Below are 18,368 nucleotides of genomic sequence, written 5' to 3' on the forward strand. Positions count from 1 at the left end.
CCGGAGCCGTCCTGCCCATTCTTGACAAGCCGTGGCCAGTCGCCTCTCTAGTCCGAGAAATGCAGCATTCAATTCTGCAGTGCAGACTGAAAGCGTGAGGAACATGCCCATGGAGACCGTCCGGCTCTCGCAGCGCGGCCCGGTGGCGATCGCGACCATCGATAATCCTCCTGTGAATGCCCTGAGTGCGAGCCTGCGGGCCGCTCTCGTCGATGCGCTTTCGCGCGCGGCTGCCGATCCGGCGGTCGAGTCTATCGTGATCGCGGCCGCCGGGCGGGCCTTCATCGCCGGTGCCGATATCAGCGAGTTCGGCAGGCCGCCGGTCGAACCGACCTTGCCTGGCGTGCTCGCGATCATCGAAGGCTCCGCGAAGCCGGTGGTGGCTGCCATTCAGGGCGTCGCGCTGGGCGGGGGGCTGGAACTGGCGCTCGCCTGCCATGGCCGTGTGGCGGCACCAGCGGCAAAGCTCGGCCTGCCCGAGATCAAGCTCGGCATCATTCCGGGTGCCGGCGGAACCCAACGCCTGCCGCGCGTGATCGGTGCGGCGAAGGCCTTTCCCCTGATGCTGAGCGGAGAGGCGATCTCTGCGGAGAAGGCGGCCGCACTCGGCCTCGTCGACCGGGTCGTCGAGGGCGACCTCGTCGCTGCGGCCATTGCGCTGGCGCAGGAGCTTGCGGCCAAGGGGGCGCCCGTGAAGACCGGCGAGCGCGCGGACATGCTGACATCATCCGACCGCGAGGCGTTCGAGGCTTTGGCCAAGGATGCGGCAGCCAGGTCGGGCGACATGCCGAATGCGCTGGCGCTGATCGAGGCGGTGCGCGGCGTCTTCACCCTGCCATTTGGCGAGGGGCTTGCTGCCGAGCGCGCGCTGTTCCTCAAGCTGGTCGTCGATGACCGTTCCAAGGCCCTGCGCTACGCCTTCTTTGCCGAGCGCGAGGCGGCCAAGGTCCCGGGCATCGACGAGGGCAAGGGGACGCGTCAGATCCGGCAGGCGGCCGTCATTGGCGCCGGCACGATGGGTGGCGGGATCGCGATGTGTTTCGCCAATGCCGGCATCCCAGTGACCGTGATCGAGACGACGCGGGAGCAGCTCGACAAGGGCTATGCCCGCATCCGCGACACCTACGGCTTCTCGGTCAAGCGCGGTTCGCTGACGGAGGCCGCGCGTGACCAGCGCATGGCGCTGATCACGCCGAAGCTCGGGCTCGAGGCGGCAGCGGAGGCGGATATCGTGATCGAAGCCGCCTTCGAGGAGATGGGCGTCAAGCAGGAGATCTTCGGCGCGCTCGATGGGATTGCGAAGCAAGGCGCAATCCTGGCCTCGAACACCTCCTATCTCGACCTCGCGACGATCGCCATGGCAACGAAGCGGCCGCAGGATGTGATCGGGATGCATTTCTTCAGCCCGGCCAATGTCATGAAGCTGCTTGAAATCGTGCGGCCAGCCGGCGTTGCGGATGATGCGGTGGGCACTGCGATTTCGCTCGGACGCAGGCTCGGCAAGGTGCCGGTCGTGGTCGGGAACTGCTTCGGCTTCGTTGGCAACCGCATGCTGGAACAGCGCACGCGGGCCGCCGAGCGGCTGCTGATCGCCGGTGCGCTGCCGCATGAGGTCGACGCGGCGCTGACCGGTTTCGGCTTCAAGATGGGGCCATTCGCGATGTCGGATCTCGCGGGCAACGATATCGGCTGGCGCACGCGCAAGTCGCGCGGCAAAACCGCAGCGGTCGCGGACGCGATCTGCGAGCGCGGCTGGTTTGGTCAGAAGACCGGGCGTGGCTACTATCTCTATCCGGAGGGCGCGCGCGCCGGGCAACGCGACCCGGAGGTCGAGGCGCTGATTGCGCAGGTTTCCAAGGAGCAGGGCGTTGAGCGCCGGGCGATGAAGCCGGACGAAATCCTGGCGCGCCTGCTCGATCCGATGGTCAATGAGGGTGCGAAGATCCTCGCGGAGGGGATTGCTGCGCGGCCGGGCGATATCGATACGATCTGGATCAACGGCTATAACTGGCCGGCCTGGCGCGGTGGGCCGATGCACTGGGCTGACTCTGTCGGGCTCGACGTGATCGTCAAGCGTCTGGAAAGGCTCGCAGCGGAAAGCGGTGATGCCGCGCTCGAACCGGCGCCGCTGCTGCGCGAGCTCGCGGCCGAGGGCAAGGGCTTCGCGGACCTGAAGGCCAGGGCGGCGTGATCCAGGCAGCGCGCCCGATCTGGCAGGAGCGCTTTCCGCAGGCCTGCGACTGGGACGCGGCAGTGGAAACCGGTACGGTGCCGGATCTGCTCGTGCCGGCCGTCGCGGCGCGGCCGGACGCGGTGGCCATCGCGTTCCGCGAGAGCGAGCTGAGCTATGGCGAACTCGACAGGCTGGCCACCCGGCTCGCGGCGGGGTTGATCGCCGATGGCGTCAGGCAGGGCGACCGGGTGGCGCTGTTCCTTCCCAATACGCTCTGGCATCCCGTCGCGTTCTTCGCGGTCGCGCGCTGCGGCGCGACCGTCGTGCATCTCAGCGCGCTCGATGCCTTGCGGGAGCTTGAGCACAAGCTCGTGGCGACGCAGCCGGTCCGCCTGATCACCACGAACCTTCCAGGCTTCCTGCCGCAGGTGCAGGCGTTGCGTGCGGCGGGCTTCGTCGATCGCGTATTGGTCGGCGAGGATGCGCGCTGGGGACCGGGGGAGGCCGAGCCGCAGGATCTGCCGCCTGGTGGCGGCTTCGCCTGGCTCGACGACCTGATGACGGCGCCTGACCCGGCGAACTGGCCGGTGCTTTCACCCGACGATGTGATGCTGCTGCAGTTCACCGGCGGCACGACAGGGGCGCCGAAGGCAGCGATGCTGACGCATGGCAATCTTGTCTCGGCGGTGAACATCTACCGTCTCTGGACTGATGGCGAACCGTTGGAAGCCGGAGCGCAGACCGCGATCGCGGTGCTGCCGCTGTTCCATATCTACGCGCTGACCACGATCCTGCTGCGCCATTTGCGGGACGGCAACCGCATCCTGCTGCGCCAGCGCTTCGATGTCGAAACCCTGATCGAGGATATCGCGATCCGTCGCGCGACGATGTTCTCCGGTGTGCCGACGATGTGGTTTGCCCTGCTCAACCGCAAGGGCGTCGAGACGGTCGATTTTTCGTCGTTGCGCTCCTGCGTCTCGGGCGGCGCGCCCCTGCCCTTCGAGGTCCAGACCCGACTCGAAGGCATATTGGGCGTCAGGCTGAACAATGGCTGGGGCATGACCGAGACCGCGCCCGCCGGCTCGCGCCTGCCGAAGCAGGCGAAACCTCGGCCGGGCGTGATCGGCGTACCGCTGCCAGGMCTCGAGATGAAGATCGTCTCGCTCGACGTCGGGCGTGCCGATTGCCCGCCCGACGAAATCGGTGAGATCGCCATTCGCGGCCCCAATGTCTTCAAGGGTTATTGGAACGAGGCGGAGGCGACGCGCGATGCCTTCCACGAGGGCTGGTTCCTGACCGGGGATCTCGGCCGGATGGACGCCGACGGGCTGTTCCAGATCGTCGACCGGCGCAAGAACATGATCATCTCGAGCGGCTTCAACGTCTATCCGGTGGCGATCGAGAATGCGATCTACGAGCATCCGGCGGTGCAGGAAGTGCTGGTGATCGGCATCGACGACGATTATCGCGGCCAGGCGGCGAAGGCCTTCGTCGTGCTCAAGGCCGGCATGCCTGCCTTTACGCTCGACGAATTGCTGCACTTCCTCAAGGATCGCCTCGGCCGGCACGAGACGCCGCGCGCGCTGGAATTTCGCGAGAGCCTGCCGCGCAGCGCTGCCGGGAAGCTGCTGGCGAAGGTGTTGATCGCCGAAGAACAAGAGAAGCGGGCCAAGCCCGCTTCGCCCGAATCCGCTGCATAGGACCTGAGAAAATCCATGACCGAAGCCGTCATCGTCTCCACCGCCCGCACGCCGATCGGCAAGGCCTATCGCGGTGCCTTCAACCAGACCCGCGGTGCCGATCTTGCGGCGCACGCGATCAAGGCAGCCTATGAGAAGGCCGGGATCGAGCCGGCGGCGATCGAGGAGATCGTGCTCGGCTGCGGCTATCCGGAGGCTGCGACCGGCGGCAATGTCGCCCGTCATGCCGCGCTKGTCGCCGGCATCCCGGTCGCGTCTGCCGGTGTCACCGTCAGCCGCTTCTGCGCTTCGGGCCTCGAGGCGATCGCGCATGCGGCGCGGCGCATTGTCATGGACGGCGTGCCGGTCGCGATCGGCGGAGGCGTCGAGTCGATCAGCCTGGTGCAGCCGGTGGTGCGGCGCGAACTCACCCAGAACGACTGGCTGATGAAGCACAAGCCCGAGATCTACACGACGATGATCGAGACCGCCGACAACGTCGCCGAGCGCTACGGCATCTCGCGCGAGGTGCAGGATCTGTTCTCGCTGGAAAGCCAGCGCCGCACCGCCGCGGCCCAGCAGCGCCTGCTGTTCGACGACGAGATCGTGCCGATGAGCGCAGTGATGTCCGTCACCGACAAGGCGAGCGGCGAAACGCGGAACGAGCAGGTCACGCTCGCCAAGGACGAGGGCAACCGGCCGGACACTACGCTGGAGGGACTTGCGAAGCTGAAGCCGGTGCGCGGCGAGGACAAGTTCATCACCGCCGGCAATGCCAGCCAGCTCTCGGACGGTGCGGCTGCGAGCGTCGTGATGTCGGCGAAGGAGGCTGCGCGGCGGGGCCTGTCGCCGCTCGGCATCTTCCGTGGCTTCGCCTCGGCCGGCTGCGAGCCGGACGAGATGGGCATCGGCCCGGTCTTCGCCGTGCCGCGCCTGCTCGAGCGCAATGGCCTGAAGGTTTCGGATATCGATCTCTGGGAACTCAACGAGGCCTTCGCCTCCCAGTCGATCTATTGCCGCGACACGCTCGGCATCGATCCCGAGAAGGTCAACGTCAATGGCGGCGCGATCTCGGTCGGCCATCCCTTCGGGATGAGCGGGGCGCGGCTGGTTGGCCATGCATTGCTGGAGGGGCGCCGCCGCAAGGCGCGCTATGCCGTCGTCACCATGTGCGTCGCCGGCGGCATGGGCTGCGCGGGGCTGTTCGAGATCAATCAGGGCTAGCCATCATGGACCTGCGCTTCACGCCCGAGGAAATCGCCTTCCGCGATGAGGTGAGGCAGTTCTTCCGCACCGAGATCCCGGCTTCTATCCGCAGGAAGGTCTCCGAAGGCCTCGGGCTGGCGCGGGAGGATTATGTCACCTCGCAGCGGGTCATGAACGCGCGCGGCTGGGCCGTACCGCATTGGCCGAGCGAATGGGGCGGGCAGGATTGGAGCCCGATCCAGCGCTATATCTTCACTGAGGAGATGCTGCTCGCCGCCGTGCCGCTGCCGCAGCAGTTCAATTGCTACATGGTCGGGCCGGTGATCGCGGCCTTCGGCTCCCAGAGCCAGAAGGAGAAGCACCTCGCGCGTATCGCCAATCTCGACGAMTGGTGGTGCCAGGGCTTTTCCGAGCCCGGCGCGGGTTCGGACCTCGCCTCGCTGAAGACGCGGGCCGTCCGCGATGGCAATCATTACGTCGTCAACGGCCAGAAGACCTGGACCACGCTCGGGCAGCACGCAGACTGGATCTTCTGCCTCGTGCGCACCGACCCCGCGGCGAAGAAGCAGGCCGGGATCTCTTTCATCCTGATCGACATGAAGACGCCCGGCATCACCCTGCGCCCGATCATCACGCTCGAGGGCCGGCACGAGGTCAACGAGGTTTTCTTCGACGATGTCCGCGTGCCCGTCGAAAACCTCGTCGGCGAGGAGAACAGAGGCTGGGACTATGCCAAGTTCCTCCTTGCCAACGAGCGTGTCGGCATCGCCCGGATCGGCCTCTCCAAGGAACGTCTTGCCCGGATCAAACGGCTGGCGAAGGAGATGCCGGCCGGCGACGGTGTGCTGTGGGATGACGCCGATTTCCGCGAACGGTTTGCGCTGGTCGAGATCGAACTGAAGGCGCTGGAAATCACCCAGATGCGGGTGGTCGCAGCACAGGGCAGGCGCGATCCCAACAAACCCGATCCTGCCTCCTCGATCCTCAAGATCAAGGGCTCCCAATTGCAGCAGGCGACGACGGAACTGCTGCTGGAGGTGGCCGGGCCATTCGCGCTTGCCGCGCCGCTGCGGACGGGCGACCTCACCAATGACTGGCCCTTCGAGCATGACTGGGCCGATGCGGCTGCAGCGAGCTATTTCAACAACCGCAAGGTCTCGATCTATGGCGGCTCGAACGAAATCCAGAAGAACATCATCGCCAAGGCGGTGCTGGGGCTTTGACGATGAGGCTTGGCGCCCTGCCGCGTCCTGGCCGGGCTTGTCCCGGCCACCCCCGTCTTCCCTTCACGCGCGTCGCAGGACGCAAGAGCTCGCCACAAGGGCGAGCATGACGCGGTGGCTAGCGCCCCGCCAGGCTGGATGAAACCCGATGGATTTCGACCTCTCCTCCGAACAGGCCCAGCTCAAGGACAGTGTCGAGCGGCTGATCGGCGCGGCCTATGGCACGCTCGACGCGCGGCAGGCCTTGGCGAAGGAGCCGCTCGGCTTCTCCGAGAAGGGTTGGGCGCAGCTTGCGGAGCTGGGCCTCACCGGCATCCCGTTTTCTGAGGAGGAGGGCGGTTTCGGCGGCGGTCCTGTCGAGACCATGGTGGTGATGGAGGCGCTGGGCAAGGGACTGGCGCTTGAGCCCTATCTTGCGAGCATTGTGCTGGGTGGCGGCGCCGTCCGGTTCGGCGGTTCGGCTGAACAGAAGGCGCGGATCATTCCGGGCATCGTTGACGGCACCCTGCGCCTGGCGCTGGGCTTCACCGAGAAGCAGTCACGCTACGATCTCTTCGACGTGGCGACGAGCGCGCAGCGCAGGGAGACAGGGTTCGTGCTCGATGGCGCCAAGAGCGTCGTGATCAATGGCGACAGCGCGCACCGGATCGTGGTGAGCGCCAGGACAGATGGCGGCCGGCGCGACCGGACCGGTATCAGCCTCTTCCTCGTCGATGCGGCGGCGCCCGGCGTGAGAACCCGAGGCTACCCGACACAGGATGGCGGACGCGCTGCGGAGATCGCCTTCTCCGGCGTCGTGCTCGGCCAGGAGGCTCTGCTGGGATCGCTCGGCGCAGGGCTGCCGATCCTCGAGCGTGTCGCTGACCACGCCATTGCTGCGCTCGCCGCCGAAGCTGTCGGCATCATGGATGCGCTGCACGGCCTGACCGTCGACTATCTCAAGACGCGCCAGCAGTTCGGCGTCGCGATCGGCCAGTTCCAGGTGCTGCAGCATCGCGCCGTCGACATGCTGATGGCGCTCGAACAAGCCCGCTCGATGGCGCTCTATGCCGCGATGATGGTCGGCCATCCCGATGCGGGCGAGCGGACCGCCGCGTTGTCGGCTGTGAAGGTCCAGATCAATCGCTCCTGCCGGCTGGTGGGGCAGGAGGCGGTGCAGCTCCATGGCGGCATCGGCATGACGATGGAATATCTCGGCGCGCATTATTTCAAGCGCCTGACCATGATCGAGAGCCTGTTCGGCGATACCCCCCATCATCTGCGGCGGGTCGGGCAGGCTGGCGGGCTGGTCGCTGCCTCCTGAGGCGACTTGCCGGACGGAGGCGCCCCTTGTCATCTTCGGGGCCGCGTCGTTGACTGGTTTGGCCCAGTGCGTGTCCCCGGAGGTGCGATCGTGAGTTCCGGCCTTGTCGCCCTGCTCGACGATATCGCGGCGCTTGCGAAGGTCGCTGCGGCGTCCCTCGACGATGCCGCGAGCCAGGCGGCGAAGGCGAGTGCCAAGGCTGCCGGCATCGTCATCGACGATACGGCCGTGACGCCGCGCTATGCCGTCGGGTTCAGCGCGGATCGGGAACTTCCGATCATCGGGCGGATCGCGCTGGGCTCATTGCGGAACAAGCTGGTATTCCTGCTGCCGGCGGCGCTCCTGCTGGCGCTGTTCGCACCCTGGGCAATCACGCCGCTGCTGATGCTGGGCAGCCTCTATCTCTGCTTCGAGGGAGCCGAGAAGGTCCTGGAACTGGTCCGGCCTCATGGCGCTGATGTCGAAGGCGAGGGCGCCTCGGCGGGGATCGACGCCACCCAGTTCGAGAACCAGAGAATCAGCGGTGCAGTGAGGACCGACTTCATCCTCTCGGCGGAGATCATGGCGATCACGCTCGCAAGCGTGTCTCAGTCCTCGTTCTGGACGCAGGCGCTGGTCCTGGCCATCGTCGGCATCGGGATGACCGCCTTCGTCTACGGTCTCGTCGCGCTGATCGTGAAGGCCGATGATGCCGGCGTTGCTCTGGCGCAGAACGATCACCCCATCTCAAACCTGCTTCACCTTGGGCGTGGCAAACGCCCCGCCGAAGCCGAGCCCAGCACCGTCGACCGCCTGCTGCGGCCCCTGTCCAAGGGATTCGGGCGGGGGCTCGTGGTGAGCATGCCCGTGCTGCTCTCGATCCTCAGCGCTGTCGGGACCGTCGCCATGCTCTGGGTCGGCGGCGGCATCCTGATCCACGGTTTCGAGGGCTATGGCTTCAGTGCGGTGGGGCACCTCATTCACGATGCCGCCGTGGCATCGGGCCGCCCCGTCCCCGGCCTGGGCGCGGTTGTCGAATGGCTGGTGACGGCGGCGCTGTCGGCGGTCGTCGGGCTGGCCGCGGGCGTGGCAACGATGATCGGCGTTCACTTCGCCGTTGCGCCAGTGCTGAAGCTGTTCGGCAAGAGCAAGCCGAAGCTGGTGTAGCTCCTGCCTTCAGTCGAGCCAGGCGGTGAAGGTCTCGACCGGCTCGCGCTCCGGCACGAGCCGGTTCGCAGCTGCGTCAGGGTCGGCATGGCCGATCGCGATGCCGCAGACGACGACCTCGCTCTCGGGGATCGCCAACGCATCGCGCACGACCGGATGAAAGCGGGCAAAAATCGCCTGCGGGCAGGTATCGAGGCCATGCGCCTGGGCAGCGATCAGCAGATTCTGGATGAACATGCCGAGATCGAGCCAGGAGCCGATTTCGAGGTCGCGGTCGATCGTCACCATCAGCGCGACCGGCGCGCCGAAAAAGCGCAGGTTATAAGCCGTCTGCCGCTTCATACCCTCATGGTCACCCCTGGTGACGCCGAGCAGGCCATAGAGGTCCCAGCCGACCTTGCGGCGGCGCGACTGATAGGGCTCGGTGAAGGTCTGCGGGTAGTAGCGGTACTCCTCCGCCGGTTTGAAGTCGGGATCGTCGAGCGCAGCGAGCAACCCGGCTTCCAGCCGTGCCCGGCTCTTGGGGCCGAGCACACGCGCCTTCCAGGGCTGCATATTGGTCCCGCTCGGCGCTTGGGCGGCGAGTTCGAGCAGGAGCCGCACCAGCGCAGGATCGACCGGATCCGGCAGAAAGGCACGCACCGCGCGGCGACTGCGGATGGCCTGTTCGACCATATCCGGTGCAAGCGCGGTGCGTTTGTTCATCCCCGTGCCGCCTCACGCGCCTTCAGGAAGGCGTGGTGCTCGGCGAGCAGGTCGCCGGCGAGCGCCTTGGCGATCAGCGCGCGGGTGTTCTCGATGCCGTAGATCGCGGCGAAGGAGCCGAAGCGCGGGCCTTTGGGCTCACCGAGCAGGATCTCGTAGAGCGTGTTGAACCAGGCGAGCGAGACGCCGGCCGAGCCGTCCTTCTGCACGGTCTTGTAAGGATCGCGTCGGCCGATATCGTAGACCGCGTCCTGGATCGTGCCGGCATCGGTGACGCCTGCAGCCGAGAGTTCGCCGAGCCTGGCTGAGAGATCCTGCAGGGCCTGCCGCTCCTCCAGCGTCGCCGGACGGTATTGTTTGGCTGGCTTCACGAAATCCTGGAAATAGCGGATCGCGTAGCCGACCAGCGCGTCGAGACGCGGATGGGTCGCAGGCGAGGCACCCGGCGCATAGCGGCGCAGGAAGCCCCAGAGCACATCCTTGTCCTCAGCATTGGCGACGGCGACGAGGTTCATCAGCAGCCCGAAGGTGACCTGCGTCTTGGCGGCGTTATCGCCTTCGCCCGAGGCGATCACCTCCGGCGCCGGCGGGTTGCCGTTATGGATATGCCAGACGGGATTGCCGAGCCGGTTCTTCCAATCCTGCCGCTCGTAGCCGCCGAGGAACTGCAGATATTCGTCAGCCGCACGCGGAATGACGTCGAAATGCAGCTTCTTGGCCTCGCGCGGACGCGAGTACATGAAGAGCGCCAGGCTCTCCTGCGAGCCATAGGAGAGCCATTGCTCGATGGTCAGGCCGTTGCCCTTCGACTTCGAGATCTTCTGGCCCTGCTCATCGAGGAAGAGCTCGTAGTTGAAGCCGTCCGGCGGCGTCGCATCGAGGGCGCGCGCGATGGCCGACGAGACCTTGACGGAATCGATCAGGTCCTTGCCGGCCATCTCGTAGTCGATGCCGAGCGCGACCCAGCGCATCGCCCAATCCGGCTTCCATTGCAGCTTGGCATGGCCGCCGGTGATAGGGGTCTCGAAACGCTCGCCGCTCTCCGGGTCGGTCCAGGTGATGGTCCCCTTCTCGACATCGCGCGCCTCGATCGGCACCTGCATGACAATGCGGGTCCTGGGATGGATCGGCAGGAAGGGCGAATAGGTCGCGGCGCGCTCCTCGCGGAGCGTTGGCAGCATGATCTTCATCACCGCGTCGTAGCGCGCCAGCAGCTTCAGCAGGGTCGCGTCGAACTCGCCCGCCCGATAGCTGTCGGTCGAGGACTTGAACTCGTAATCGAAGCCGAACTGGTCTAGGAAGGCACGCAGGCGGGCGTTGTTATGCCGGCCGAACGAGTCATGCGTGCCGAAAGGATCGGGGACCTCGGTCAGCGGCCGTCCGAGATGCTTCGCCAGCAATTCCTTGTTCGGGACGTTGTCCGGCACCTTGCGCAGGCCGTCGAGATCGTCGGAGAAGGCGATCAGCCGCGTCGGCACCGTGTCGTCGGTGAGCACGCGGAAGGCGTGGCGCACCATCGAGGTGCGCGCGACCTCGCCAAAGGTGCCGATATGCGGCAGGCCCGAGGGGCCGTATCCGGTCTCGAAGAGCACCTCTTTCTTGCCCGATTTCTCGATCCGGGCCACGAGCTTGCGTGCTTCCTCGAACGGCCAGGCGGCCGAACGCTGGGCGGCATCCACGAGCGTGGGATCGAAAGCGGACATTTGCGGCGGGTCCTCGTCTGTCTCAAGGTTTTCGGAAGCTCCKGCTTTGACAGATGAGAACGGGCGGYGTCAATCGGTGCCGGCTGTCCTGGGGCGTTGCCTGCCCTGCACCGCATTCATTGCCTGCCCGGGTCGCGTTCGGTCGAATTGCTCTTGCGGCGCATGCGTATAGGCTCCGCTCCGCGATTGGCTCTGTATCGGATACCTCATGGATCACGCTCTCCTCGAAACGCTCAAGACGTGGCGACGACATCTCCACGCGCATCCCGAACTCTCGCTGAAGGAGAGCGCGACGGCTGCCTTCGTTCAGGAGAAGCTGACCGAACTCGGCATTCCCTTTACCGCCGGCATTGGTGGTCACGGCGTCGTCGCGACGCTGAAGCGCGGCAACTCGGACCGCAGCGTCGGATTGCGGGCCGATATGGACGCCTTGCCGATTCTCGAGGCGAATGACCTGCCCTATGTCTCCACGAACAAGGGCGTGATGCACGCTTGCGGCCATGATGGCCACACGACCTCCCTGCTCGGAGCCGCCGCCCTGCTGGCGCGCGACGAAAGCTGGAGCGGGACGGTCCATCTGCTGTTCCAGCCTTCGGAGGAGAATGGTGCCGGCGCCCGGGCGATGATCGCCGACGGTCTGTTCGAACGCTTCCCGATGGAGCGCGTCTTCGGATTCCATAACTGGCCCGGCCTGGAAGCCGGCACGGTGGCGGTTCATCACGGACCGGTTATGGCCGAACCCGGCCGATTCCGGATCACCCTGCACGGCACGGCCGGCCATGCCGCCAAGCCCGACCTGACGCGCGATCCGATCGTTGCGATGAGCCATCTGATCGTGGCTCTGCAGACGATCGTCGCCCGCAATGTCGATCCGCTCGACAGCGCGGTCGTCTCGGTCGGCATGGTGCATGGCGGCCAGGCGCCGAACCAGATCCCGTCCAGCGTCACCATCGACGGCACTTTCCGGACCTATCGGCCGGCGGTGCGCGATCGCGTGATCGGGAGCCTCAAGCGCATTGCCAACAGCACGGCCGAGGCCTTCGAGATGCGGGCCGAGATCGAGATCATCACTGGCGGTCGCGCCACGGCGAATACCGAACTGGAGGAAGAGATCTCGGTCGCGGCAGCGAAGCAGGCTGGTCTGACTGTTCGGCGCGACGTGCCGCCGAGCACCGCGAGCGAGGATTTCTGCCATTTCATGGCGGACAGGCCGGGCGCCTATGTCTGGATCGGCAATGGCCCGGTGACCGACGGTGGCGAGCTCCACAACGAGCGCTACAACTTCAATGACGATATCCTGCCCGCCACGGCTGGCTGGATGGCAAGCGCGGCCCGCCTGGCGCTCGAGGGCGAGCTCTCCAATACGCGCCCCGCGCGATGAAACGGGAGGGAGGCGGGTCCACGGGCTCACCTCCCTCCTGATTCTGCGTGGGGCAACCGAACCTGACGAGATTGGGGCGGCAGCGAGCCTTCGGGGAACCGGGTAGGCCGGGCGCCGATTGCGAGCGCTCCGGACACGAGATCGGCGAGGAGCCTGGGTTGGCTTCCCTTCAGAACGGGCTCACCGGAAAGAACCGCAGATAGAGCCTGGCATAGGTGCCGTCGTCCCAGAGCGATTGGAGCGCATAGTCGATTGCGCGTATGAGGGTCGGGTCATCCTTGCGCGTGAGGAAGCTGACCCCCTCGCCGAAATAGCGGCTTTCCAGGAAGGGGCCGCCGCTGAAGGCGAGCTCGCCGCCGTTGCGGCCGGCGAGCGTGAGTGCAAGCGCGACGCCGTCCCCGAAGACATATTCAACCTCGCCGCTGCGCAATGCGGCAATCGCTGCCGTCAGGCTGGGGGCTTCACGGCGCTGGGCGAAGGGCATCAGACGTTCGAGGAAGGCCTGATGCGCGGAGCCGCTGATGACGGCGATCCGCTTGCCCTGCAACTCGCGGCTGTCGAGTTCCGGCTGAGCACTGCCGCGGGTCGTGACGAAACGGGCAGGGGAACGGAAATAGAGATGGCTGGCGCTGAAACGGGCGCGGATCTGCGGCGTCACCGCCATCGCCGCCGCCAGGACGTCGCCGCGCCCTTCGGCCAGGGAATCGAGCAGCGTGTCGAAGCGGCGGGCCTGAACCGTGCAGGTCCACAGCATCCTCTCGCAGACCGCACGGGCGAGCTCGACCGAGAAACCGGTCAGCGCGCCGTCCGGCGCAGCAAAATGTAGCGGCGGATAGTCGTCGTCGGTCAGGAAACGAACCACGCGTGGGGGCCCGGGCTCCGGCCGATCGAGCCTGATCTTGCCGTCCCAGAAATTGGGGACGGTCGCGGGAGATTGCGCCGCAGCTGTGCCGGCTATCAGGAGGCCAAGGCAGAATGTGGGGGCAAGGAGGGCGAGCCGCTTCATGGCCGCATCTGGCGACAGGGGGCGAGCCTGATCAAGAGGTTTCGCTATTCGCATGTGGAACCCTGTCCCTGCAGGAGAGGGTTCCACATGCGCTGTTGCTTTCCGGGCTTCGGCCTCAGGCCGCCAGCGCCGCCGCCGTTGCCTTCGCGCCCTGCGAGAACAGGCTATCGAGCTGCCGGGCGACAGCCTTGGTGAAGGCCGTCTCGCGCGGCAGATCGCTACCGAAGATCGCTTCGATGCCGAGAAGGCCGCTGCTCAGCGCCTGCGCATTCCGGCCCGCCTGCGTCGCGATGCGGGCGAATTCGCCCGCCAGCGGGTCGCGGACATCGATGACGGTGCCCGTCTCGTCCGTGCCGGTGACGTAACGCATCCAGGCCGCGACGCCGAGCGCAAGGTGATCGATCGGCGCACCGGCCTTGAGGCGTTCGCGGATCGTGCCGAGCAGACGCTGCGGCAGCTTCTGCGAGCCGTCCATGGCGATCTGCCAGGTACGGTGGCGAATGGCGGGGTTGTGGAAGCGGGTGAGCAGCGCGCCGGCATAGTCGGTGAGATCGACGCCTTGCGGAGCGGGCACGGTCGGGATGATCTCGGCCCAGAGCCCCTGCAGGAAGCGGGCGAGCACCGGATCGCCGCTCGCCTCGGCCACGGTCTCGTGGCCGGAGAGATAGCCGAGATAGGCGAGGCTGGAATGGGCACCATTGAGCATGCGCAGCTTCATGAACTCGAAGGGCGCGACCTCGGAGACCATCTGGGCGCCGACTTCGTCCCATGCGGGCCTGCCACTGGCAAAACGATCCTCGACCGCCCATTGCCGGAAGGGTTCTCCGATCACCGGTGCGGCGTCTTCGACACCGAGCAGGCCGGCGGCCTCCGCGATGTCGGCGTCGGTGGTGGCGGGCACGATGCGGTCGACCATCGTCGCCGGGAAGGCTCCATTCGCTTCGATCCAGGCTGCAAGCGTATCGTCCTGCAGAGCTGCGAAGTCGCGCACCAGGCCGCGCAGGACCTTGCCGTTATGCGGAAGGTTGTCGCAGCTCAGCGCGGTAAAGGGAGCGAGGCCTTCGGCCTTTCGCAGCTTCAGGGCGGCGACGATCAGGCCAATGGCCGAGCGCGGGGCATCGGGATGTTCCAGATCGTGAACAATGTCGGGATGATCCTGCCGCAGTCGGCCGGTGGCCGGGTCGTGGCAATAGCCCTTCTCGGTCACGGTCAGCGAGACGATGCGCGTTTCGGCGGCGGCGAGACGTGTGACGAGAGCGGCGGGATTCTCGGGCGCGACGAGCACATCGAGCACGGAACCGATGATGCGCATCTGCGGGCCGTCTGGAGCCCGCTTCAGGAAGCTGTAGAGACCGCCTTGTGGCTTCAGCCTGTCGCGCTGGTCGGGGCGCTGCAGGCTGGCGCCGATGATACCCCAGGCGCCGAAAGCGTGCTCGAGCGCATCATCCGTATATTCGCAGAGATGGGCGCGGGCGAAGGCGCCGAGCCCGAGATGCACGATGCCGGGCTTCAGCCCTGCGCGCTCATAGGATGGACGGCGGACAGTCTTGGGCAGGCTGCCAAGGGTTTGCGGCGACAGTCTGGTCAATGGAACACTCTTGGCAGCCAGAGGGAGATTGCAGGGACATAGGTCACCAGCAGGAGTACGGCAACGCTGGCGCCGTAGAAGGGCCAGATCGTCCGCATCGATTCCCCGATCGAGACGCGCCCGATGGCACAGGCGACGAACTGTACCGATCCGACCGGCGGCGTGTTCAGGCCGATGCCGGCGTTCAGGATCAGGATCACGCCGAAATGCACGGGGTCGACGCCAAAGGCCTTCACAACCGGCAGAAAGATCGGCGTGCAGATGATGATCATCGGCGCCATGTCCATGAACGTGCCGAGCACGAGCAGGATGAGATTGATCATCAGCAGGATGACGAGCGGGTTGTCCGAGACCGCCTTCATCGCGCCGATCGTCGCCTGCGGCACCTGCAGGAAGGCCATCAGCCAGCCGAAGGCGCCGGCCGTCCCGATCACCAGCAGTACCATAGCCGTGGTGCGAACCGCGCCAAGGGTCGCTTCGACAAAGGCCGTCCAGGTGAGCTGGCGATAGACGAAGATGGTGACGAGGACGGCGTAGACGACAGCCACGCAGGAGGATTCCGTTGCGGTGAAAACGCCGGACCGGACCCCGCCGAAGATGATGAAGATCAGCAGGATGCCGGGCAGCGCCAGCACCATGTAGCGGCCCACCGCAGCAAATCCCGGAAACGCCTCGCGCGGATAGCCGCGCCGGACCGCGACGGCCCAGGCCGCAACCATCAGCGCAGCACAAAGCATCAGCCCGGGGATGATGCCGGCGGTAAACAGATCGGCGATCGAGATGTTTCCGCCCGCCGAGAGCGAATAGATGATCATGTTGTGCGAGGGCGGGATCAGCAGCGCGATGATCGCCGCATTGGCCGTGACATTGACCGCATAGTCCGCGTCGTAGCCGCGTTTGACCATTTGCGGGATCATCAGGCCGCCGACGGCGGATGCATCCGCGACGGCCGAGCCGGAAATGCCGCCGAACAGCGTGCAGGTGACGACATTGACCTGCCCCAGGCCGCCGCGCAGATGGCCGACGAGACTCGAGGCCATCTGGATCAGGCGCTCGGCGATGCCGCCGCGGATCATCAGGTCGCCGGCATAGATGAAAAACGGAATCGCCATCATGGCGAAGGCGTTCATGCCGGAATTCATCTGCTGGAAGACGACGACCGGCGGCAGGCCCATATAGACGACGGTGGCGATCGACGACATGCCCAGGCAGAAAGCCACGGGCACGCCGATGAGGAGAAGCAGCGCGAAGGTACCAAAGAGGATCCAGAGTTCCATCGCTCAGACTTCCTGTGCGCTGCCGAAATGCGTGAAGCCGAGCGGGGCGGATTTCGCCTTGGTGAGAAAGAGCATGAGCTTTTCGAAGGAGAAGAGGGCGATCAAGGCGCCGCCGACCGCGATGGGGACATAGTCCCAGCCGCGCGAGATGCCGATGATCGGCAGGCGGTCGCTCCAGGTCCCGATGGCGAGCTGCGCGCCATAGACCAGCATGGCGAGGCCGAAGGCAATCACCAGAAGCTCGGTCAGGATGATCAGCCCGTTGCGCAGCGGCGGCGGCGACATGGCGAGGCCGACCTCGAAGCCGAGATGATCGCTCTCGCGCACGCCGACTGCGGCGCCGAGCAGGATGAACCAGGACATCAGGAAGAGGGCGCTGGCCTCGACCCAGATCGGCGTGTCGTTCAGCACATAACGCCCGAAGACGCCCCATGCGACGATCACGGTCATGGCGACAAGACCTGCCCCGGCGATGACCAGTGCAATGAGGCAGAGCTTGGCGCCCAGCCGGGTCAGGATTTGTGCAAGGAGAAGCATCAAGACGCTCCGGCGCCGCGTGAGGCGCTTTTTCCCGGGTGATGCTGGCTTGTTCCAGTTTCGCCGGCGGTGAAAACCGCCTGCGAAGCGGGATCGTCAGAACCGCTCCACCCGGGGAAGGCMGAAAAGGAGACGCAAGTGACTGGGCGCGGCCGGAAGGGCCGCGCCGGCCTTCACTTCACCGCCTGGATGGCAGCCACCATCTCCTTGAGCTTCGGATCGGTGACGAACTTGTCGTAGACGGGCTTCATCGCATCGATGAAGGGCTGCTTCTCGACCGTGTTGATCTGTGCGCCGCCAGCTTTGACCTTGGCTTCCGACTCCTTCTCGCGCGCATCCCAGAGCTCGCGCATCTTGGCGACGGATTCCTTGGCTGCGGTCTTGATCAGCGCCTGGTCCGCCGCGTTGAACTTGTCGAAGCTGCGCTTCGACATCACGAGCACCTCCGGCGAGAGCGAGTGCTCGGTGGTCGAATAGAACTTCGAGACCTCGAAATGGCGGGTCGACTCGTAGKACGGCCAGTTGTTCTCGGCGCCGTCGATGACGCCGGTCTGCAGCGCCGAATAGACTTCGCCGAACGGCATCGGGGTGGCATTGGCGCCGAGCGCCGAGACCAGAGCCACGAACATGTCGGACTGCTGGACGCGAATCTTCATGCCCTTCATGTCGGCTGGCGAGCCGATCGGGCGCTTGCCGTTATAGAAGGAGCGCGAGCCGGAATCGTAGAAGGCGAGGCCGATCAGGTCGTGCTTCTCAAAATCCTTGAGCAGGTTGTCGCCGATCGGGCCGTCCATGACTTTCCGCATATGATCGACCGAGCGGAAGATGAAGGGCAGCGAGGGTATGTTGGTCGCCGGGATCAGGTTGTTGAACGGCGCCATGTTGATGCGGTTCATGTCGATGACGCCAAAGCGCGTCTGATCGATCGTATCCTTCTCCTGGCCGAGCTGGGCGGAGTGGAAGACGTTGATCTTGATGCGTCCATTGGTCCGCTGATCCAGCAGCTGGCCCATGTATTTGACCGCTTCGATGGTCGGATAGCCGTCAGGGTGGATGTCGGTGGAGCGCAGGGTGACGTTCTGCGCCTGAGCCGCGCCGACGGTCGCTGCGATGAAAGCCGCGCCGACGAGCGCGGAGACTGTCCGTCTTGTAAGCATGTTCCTGTTCCTCCCGTTTGAATAGATCGCCGGATTTTCCCGGTCGTTCTTGCCCCGTGTTCGGGAGCCGTGCCGCCCCATGCCGGCTTCGGCCTTAGAGAAATTCCCTCCGCATCGGCGTGAAGGAATCGATCAACTGCCCGGCCTCGATGGCGACGACGCCATGGACGAGGTTTTCGGGCACGAAGAAGCTGTCGCCGGCCGCTAGCCTGCTGGTCCTGCCGTCAATCGTGACGTCGAAGACGCCGCTCTCGACATAGGACGCCTGACGATGCGGGTGCTGG

Annotated in this window: 15 protein-coding genes; 7 read left to right on the plus strand and 8 right to left on the minus strand. The window is 65.9% G+C overall.

All coding sequences use genetic code 11. The features are described 5' to 3' along the window. The first annotated feature begins 109 nt into the window (after nt 1–109). From AC1DJT_RS03555 to AC1DJT_RS03580, 6 genes are all read left to right on the plus strand, one after another. Nucleotides 110–2,191, plus strand: coding sequence for a 3-hydroxyacyl-CoA dehydrogenase NAD-binding domain-containing protein (locus AC1DJT_RS03555; protein WP_476833538.1), 2,082 nt, complete (start codon nt 110–112; stop codon nt 2,189–2,191). Then, on the plus strand, nt 2,188–3,873 hold the full coding sequence (locus tag AC1DJT_RS03560) for an AMP-binding protein (RefSeq protein WP_441504417.1): 1,686 nt from the start codon (nt 2,188–2,190) through the stop codon (nt 3,871–3,873). Before AC1DJT_RS03555 ends, AC1DJT_RS03560 begins: the two co-directional genes overlap by 4 nt. A gap of 15 nt (nt 3,874–3,888) precedes the next feature. Beyond that, the gene (locus AC1DJT_RS03565) at nt 3,889–5,076 is read left to right on the plus strand and encodes an acetyl-CoA C-acyltransferase (RefSeq protein ID WP_441504418.1); all 1,188 of its coding nucleotides are present in this window, start codon (nt 3,889–3,891) and stop codon (nt 5,074–5,076) included. A gap of 5 nt (nt 5,077–5,081) precedes the next feature. Further along, complete coding sequence (locus AC1DJT_RS03570) at nt 5,082–6,281, plus strand: acyl-CoA dehydrogenase family protein (protein ID WP_476833539.1); 1,200 nt, start codon at nt 5,082–5,084, stop codon at nt 6,279–6,281. Nucleotides 6,282–6,429: 148 nt separating this feature from the next. Next, complete coding sequence (locus AC1DJT_RS03575) at nt 6,430–7,584, plus strand: acyl-CoA dehydrogenase family protein (protein WP_476767711.1); 1,155 nt, start codon at nt 6,430–6,432, stop codon at nt 7,582–7,584. A gap of 90 nt (nt 7,585–7,674) precedes the next feature. Continuing rightward, complete coding sequence (locus tag AC1DJT_RS03580) at nt 7,675–8,730, plus strand: DUF808 domain-containing protein (RefSeq protein WP_441504421.1); 1,056 nt, start codon at nt 7,675–7,677, stop codon at nt 8,728–8,730. 9 nt (nt 8,731–8,739) lie between these two features. On the opposite strand, the gene AC1DJT_RS03585 is transcribed toward AC1DJT_RS03580, so the two are convergent. After that, on the minus strand, nt 8,740–9,435 hold the full coding sequence (locus tag AC1DJT_RS03585) for a nitroreductase (RefSeq protein WP_441504422.1): 696 nt from the start codon (nt 9,433–9,435) through the stop codon (nt 8,740–8,742). After that, nucleotides 9,432–11,138 carry a lysine--tRNA ligase gene (locus AC1DJT_RS03590; RefSeq protein WP_441504423.1) on the minus strand — a complete coding sequence of 569 codons (1,707 nt, stop codon included), beginning with the start codon at nt 11,136–11,138 and terminating at the stop codon, nt 9,432–9,434. The genes AC1DJT_RS03585 and AC1DJT_RS03590 overlap by 4 nt, the downstream gene beginning before the upstream one ends. A 208-nt stretch (nt 11,139–11,346) precedes the next feature. Between AC1DJT_RS03590 and AC1DJT_RS03595 the strand changes: the two genes are divergently transcribed. Next, a complete protein-coding gene (locus tag AC1DJT_RS03595) occupies nt 11,347–12,519 on the plus strand; it encodes an amidohydrolase (RefSeq protein ID WP_476775585.1) in 1,173 nt (390 codons plus the stop codon). A 169-nt stretch (nt 12,520–12,688) separates the two neighbouring features. Here AC1DJT_RS03595 and AC1DJT_RS03600 read toward each other — a convergent pair whose 3' ends face one another. The 6 genes from AC1DJT_RS03600 to AC1DJT_RS03625 form a co-directional block, all read right to left on the minus strand. After that, nucleotides 12,689–13,525 carry a transporter substrate-binding domain-containing protein gene (locus AC1DJT_RS03600; protein ID WP_441504425.1) on the minus strand — a complete coding sequence of 279 codons (837 nt, stop codon included), beginning with the start codon at nt 13,523–13,525 and terminating at the stop codon, nt 12,689–12,691. A 115-nt stretch (nt 13,526–13,640) separates the two neighbouring features. Continuing rightward, complete coding sequence (locus AC1DJT_RS03605; RefSeq protein WP_441504426.1) at nt 13,641–15,113, minus strand: mannitol dehydrogenase family protein; 1,473 nt, start codon at nt 15,111–15,113, stop codon at nt 13,641–13,643. Then, complete coding sequence (locus tag AC1DJT_RS03610) at nt 15,110–16,390, minus strand: TRAP transporter large permease (protein ID WP_441488023.1); 1,281 nt, start codon at nt 16,388–16,390, stop codon at nt 15,110–15,112. Before AC1DJT_RS03610 ends, AC1DJT_RS03605 begins: the two co-directional genes overlap by 4 nt. Nucleotides 16,391–16,393: 3 nt before the next feature. After that, nucleotides 16,394–16,927 (minus strand): TRAP transporter small permease, encoded by a 534-nt coding sequence (locus tag AC1DJT_RS03615; protein ID WP_441488024.1) that lies wholly within the window; start codon nt 16,925–16,927, stop codon nt 16,394–16,396. 173 nt (nt 16,928–17,100) lie between these two features. Continuing rightward, complete coding sequence (locus AC1DJT_RS03620; protein ID WP_476833540.1) at nt 17,101–18,084, minus strand: TRAP transporter substrate-binding protein; 984 nt, start codon at nt 18,082–18,084, stop codon at nt 17,101–17,103. A 94-nt stretch (nt 18,085–18,178) separates the two neighbouring features. After that, nucleotides 18,179–18,368 (minus strand): cupin domain-containing protein (locus AC1DJT_RS03625; RefSeq protein WP_476833541.1); only part of this gene is annotated, 190 nt, incomplete at its 5' end.

It is taken from the genome of Allobosea sp. 05T422_2 (genome assembly GCF_056396265.1).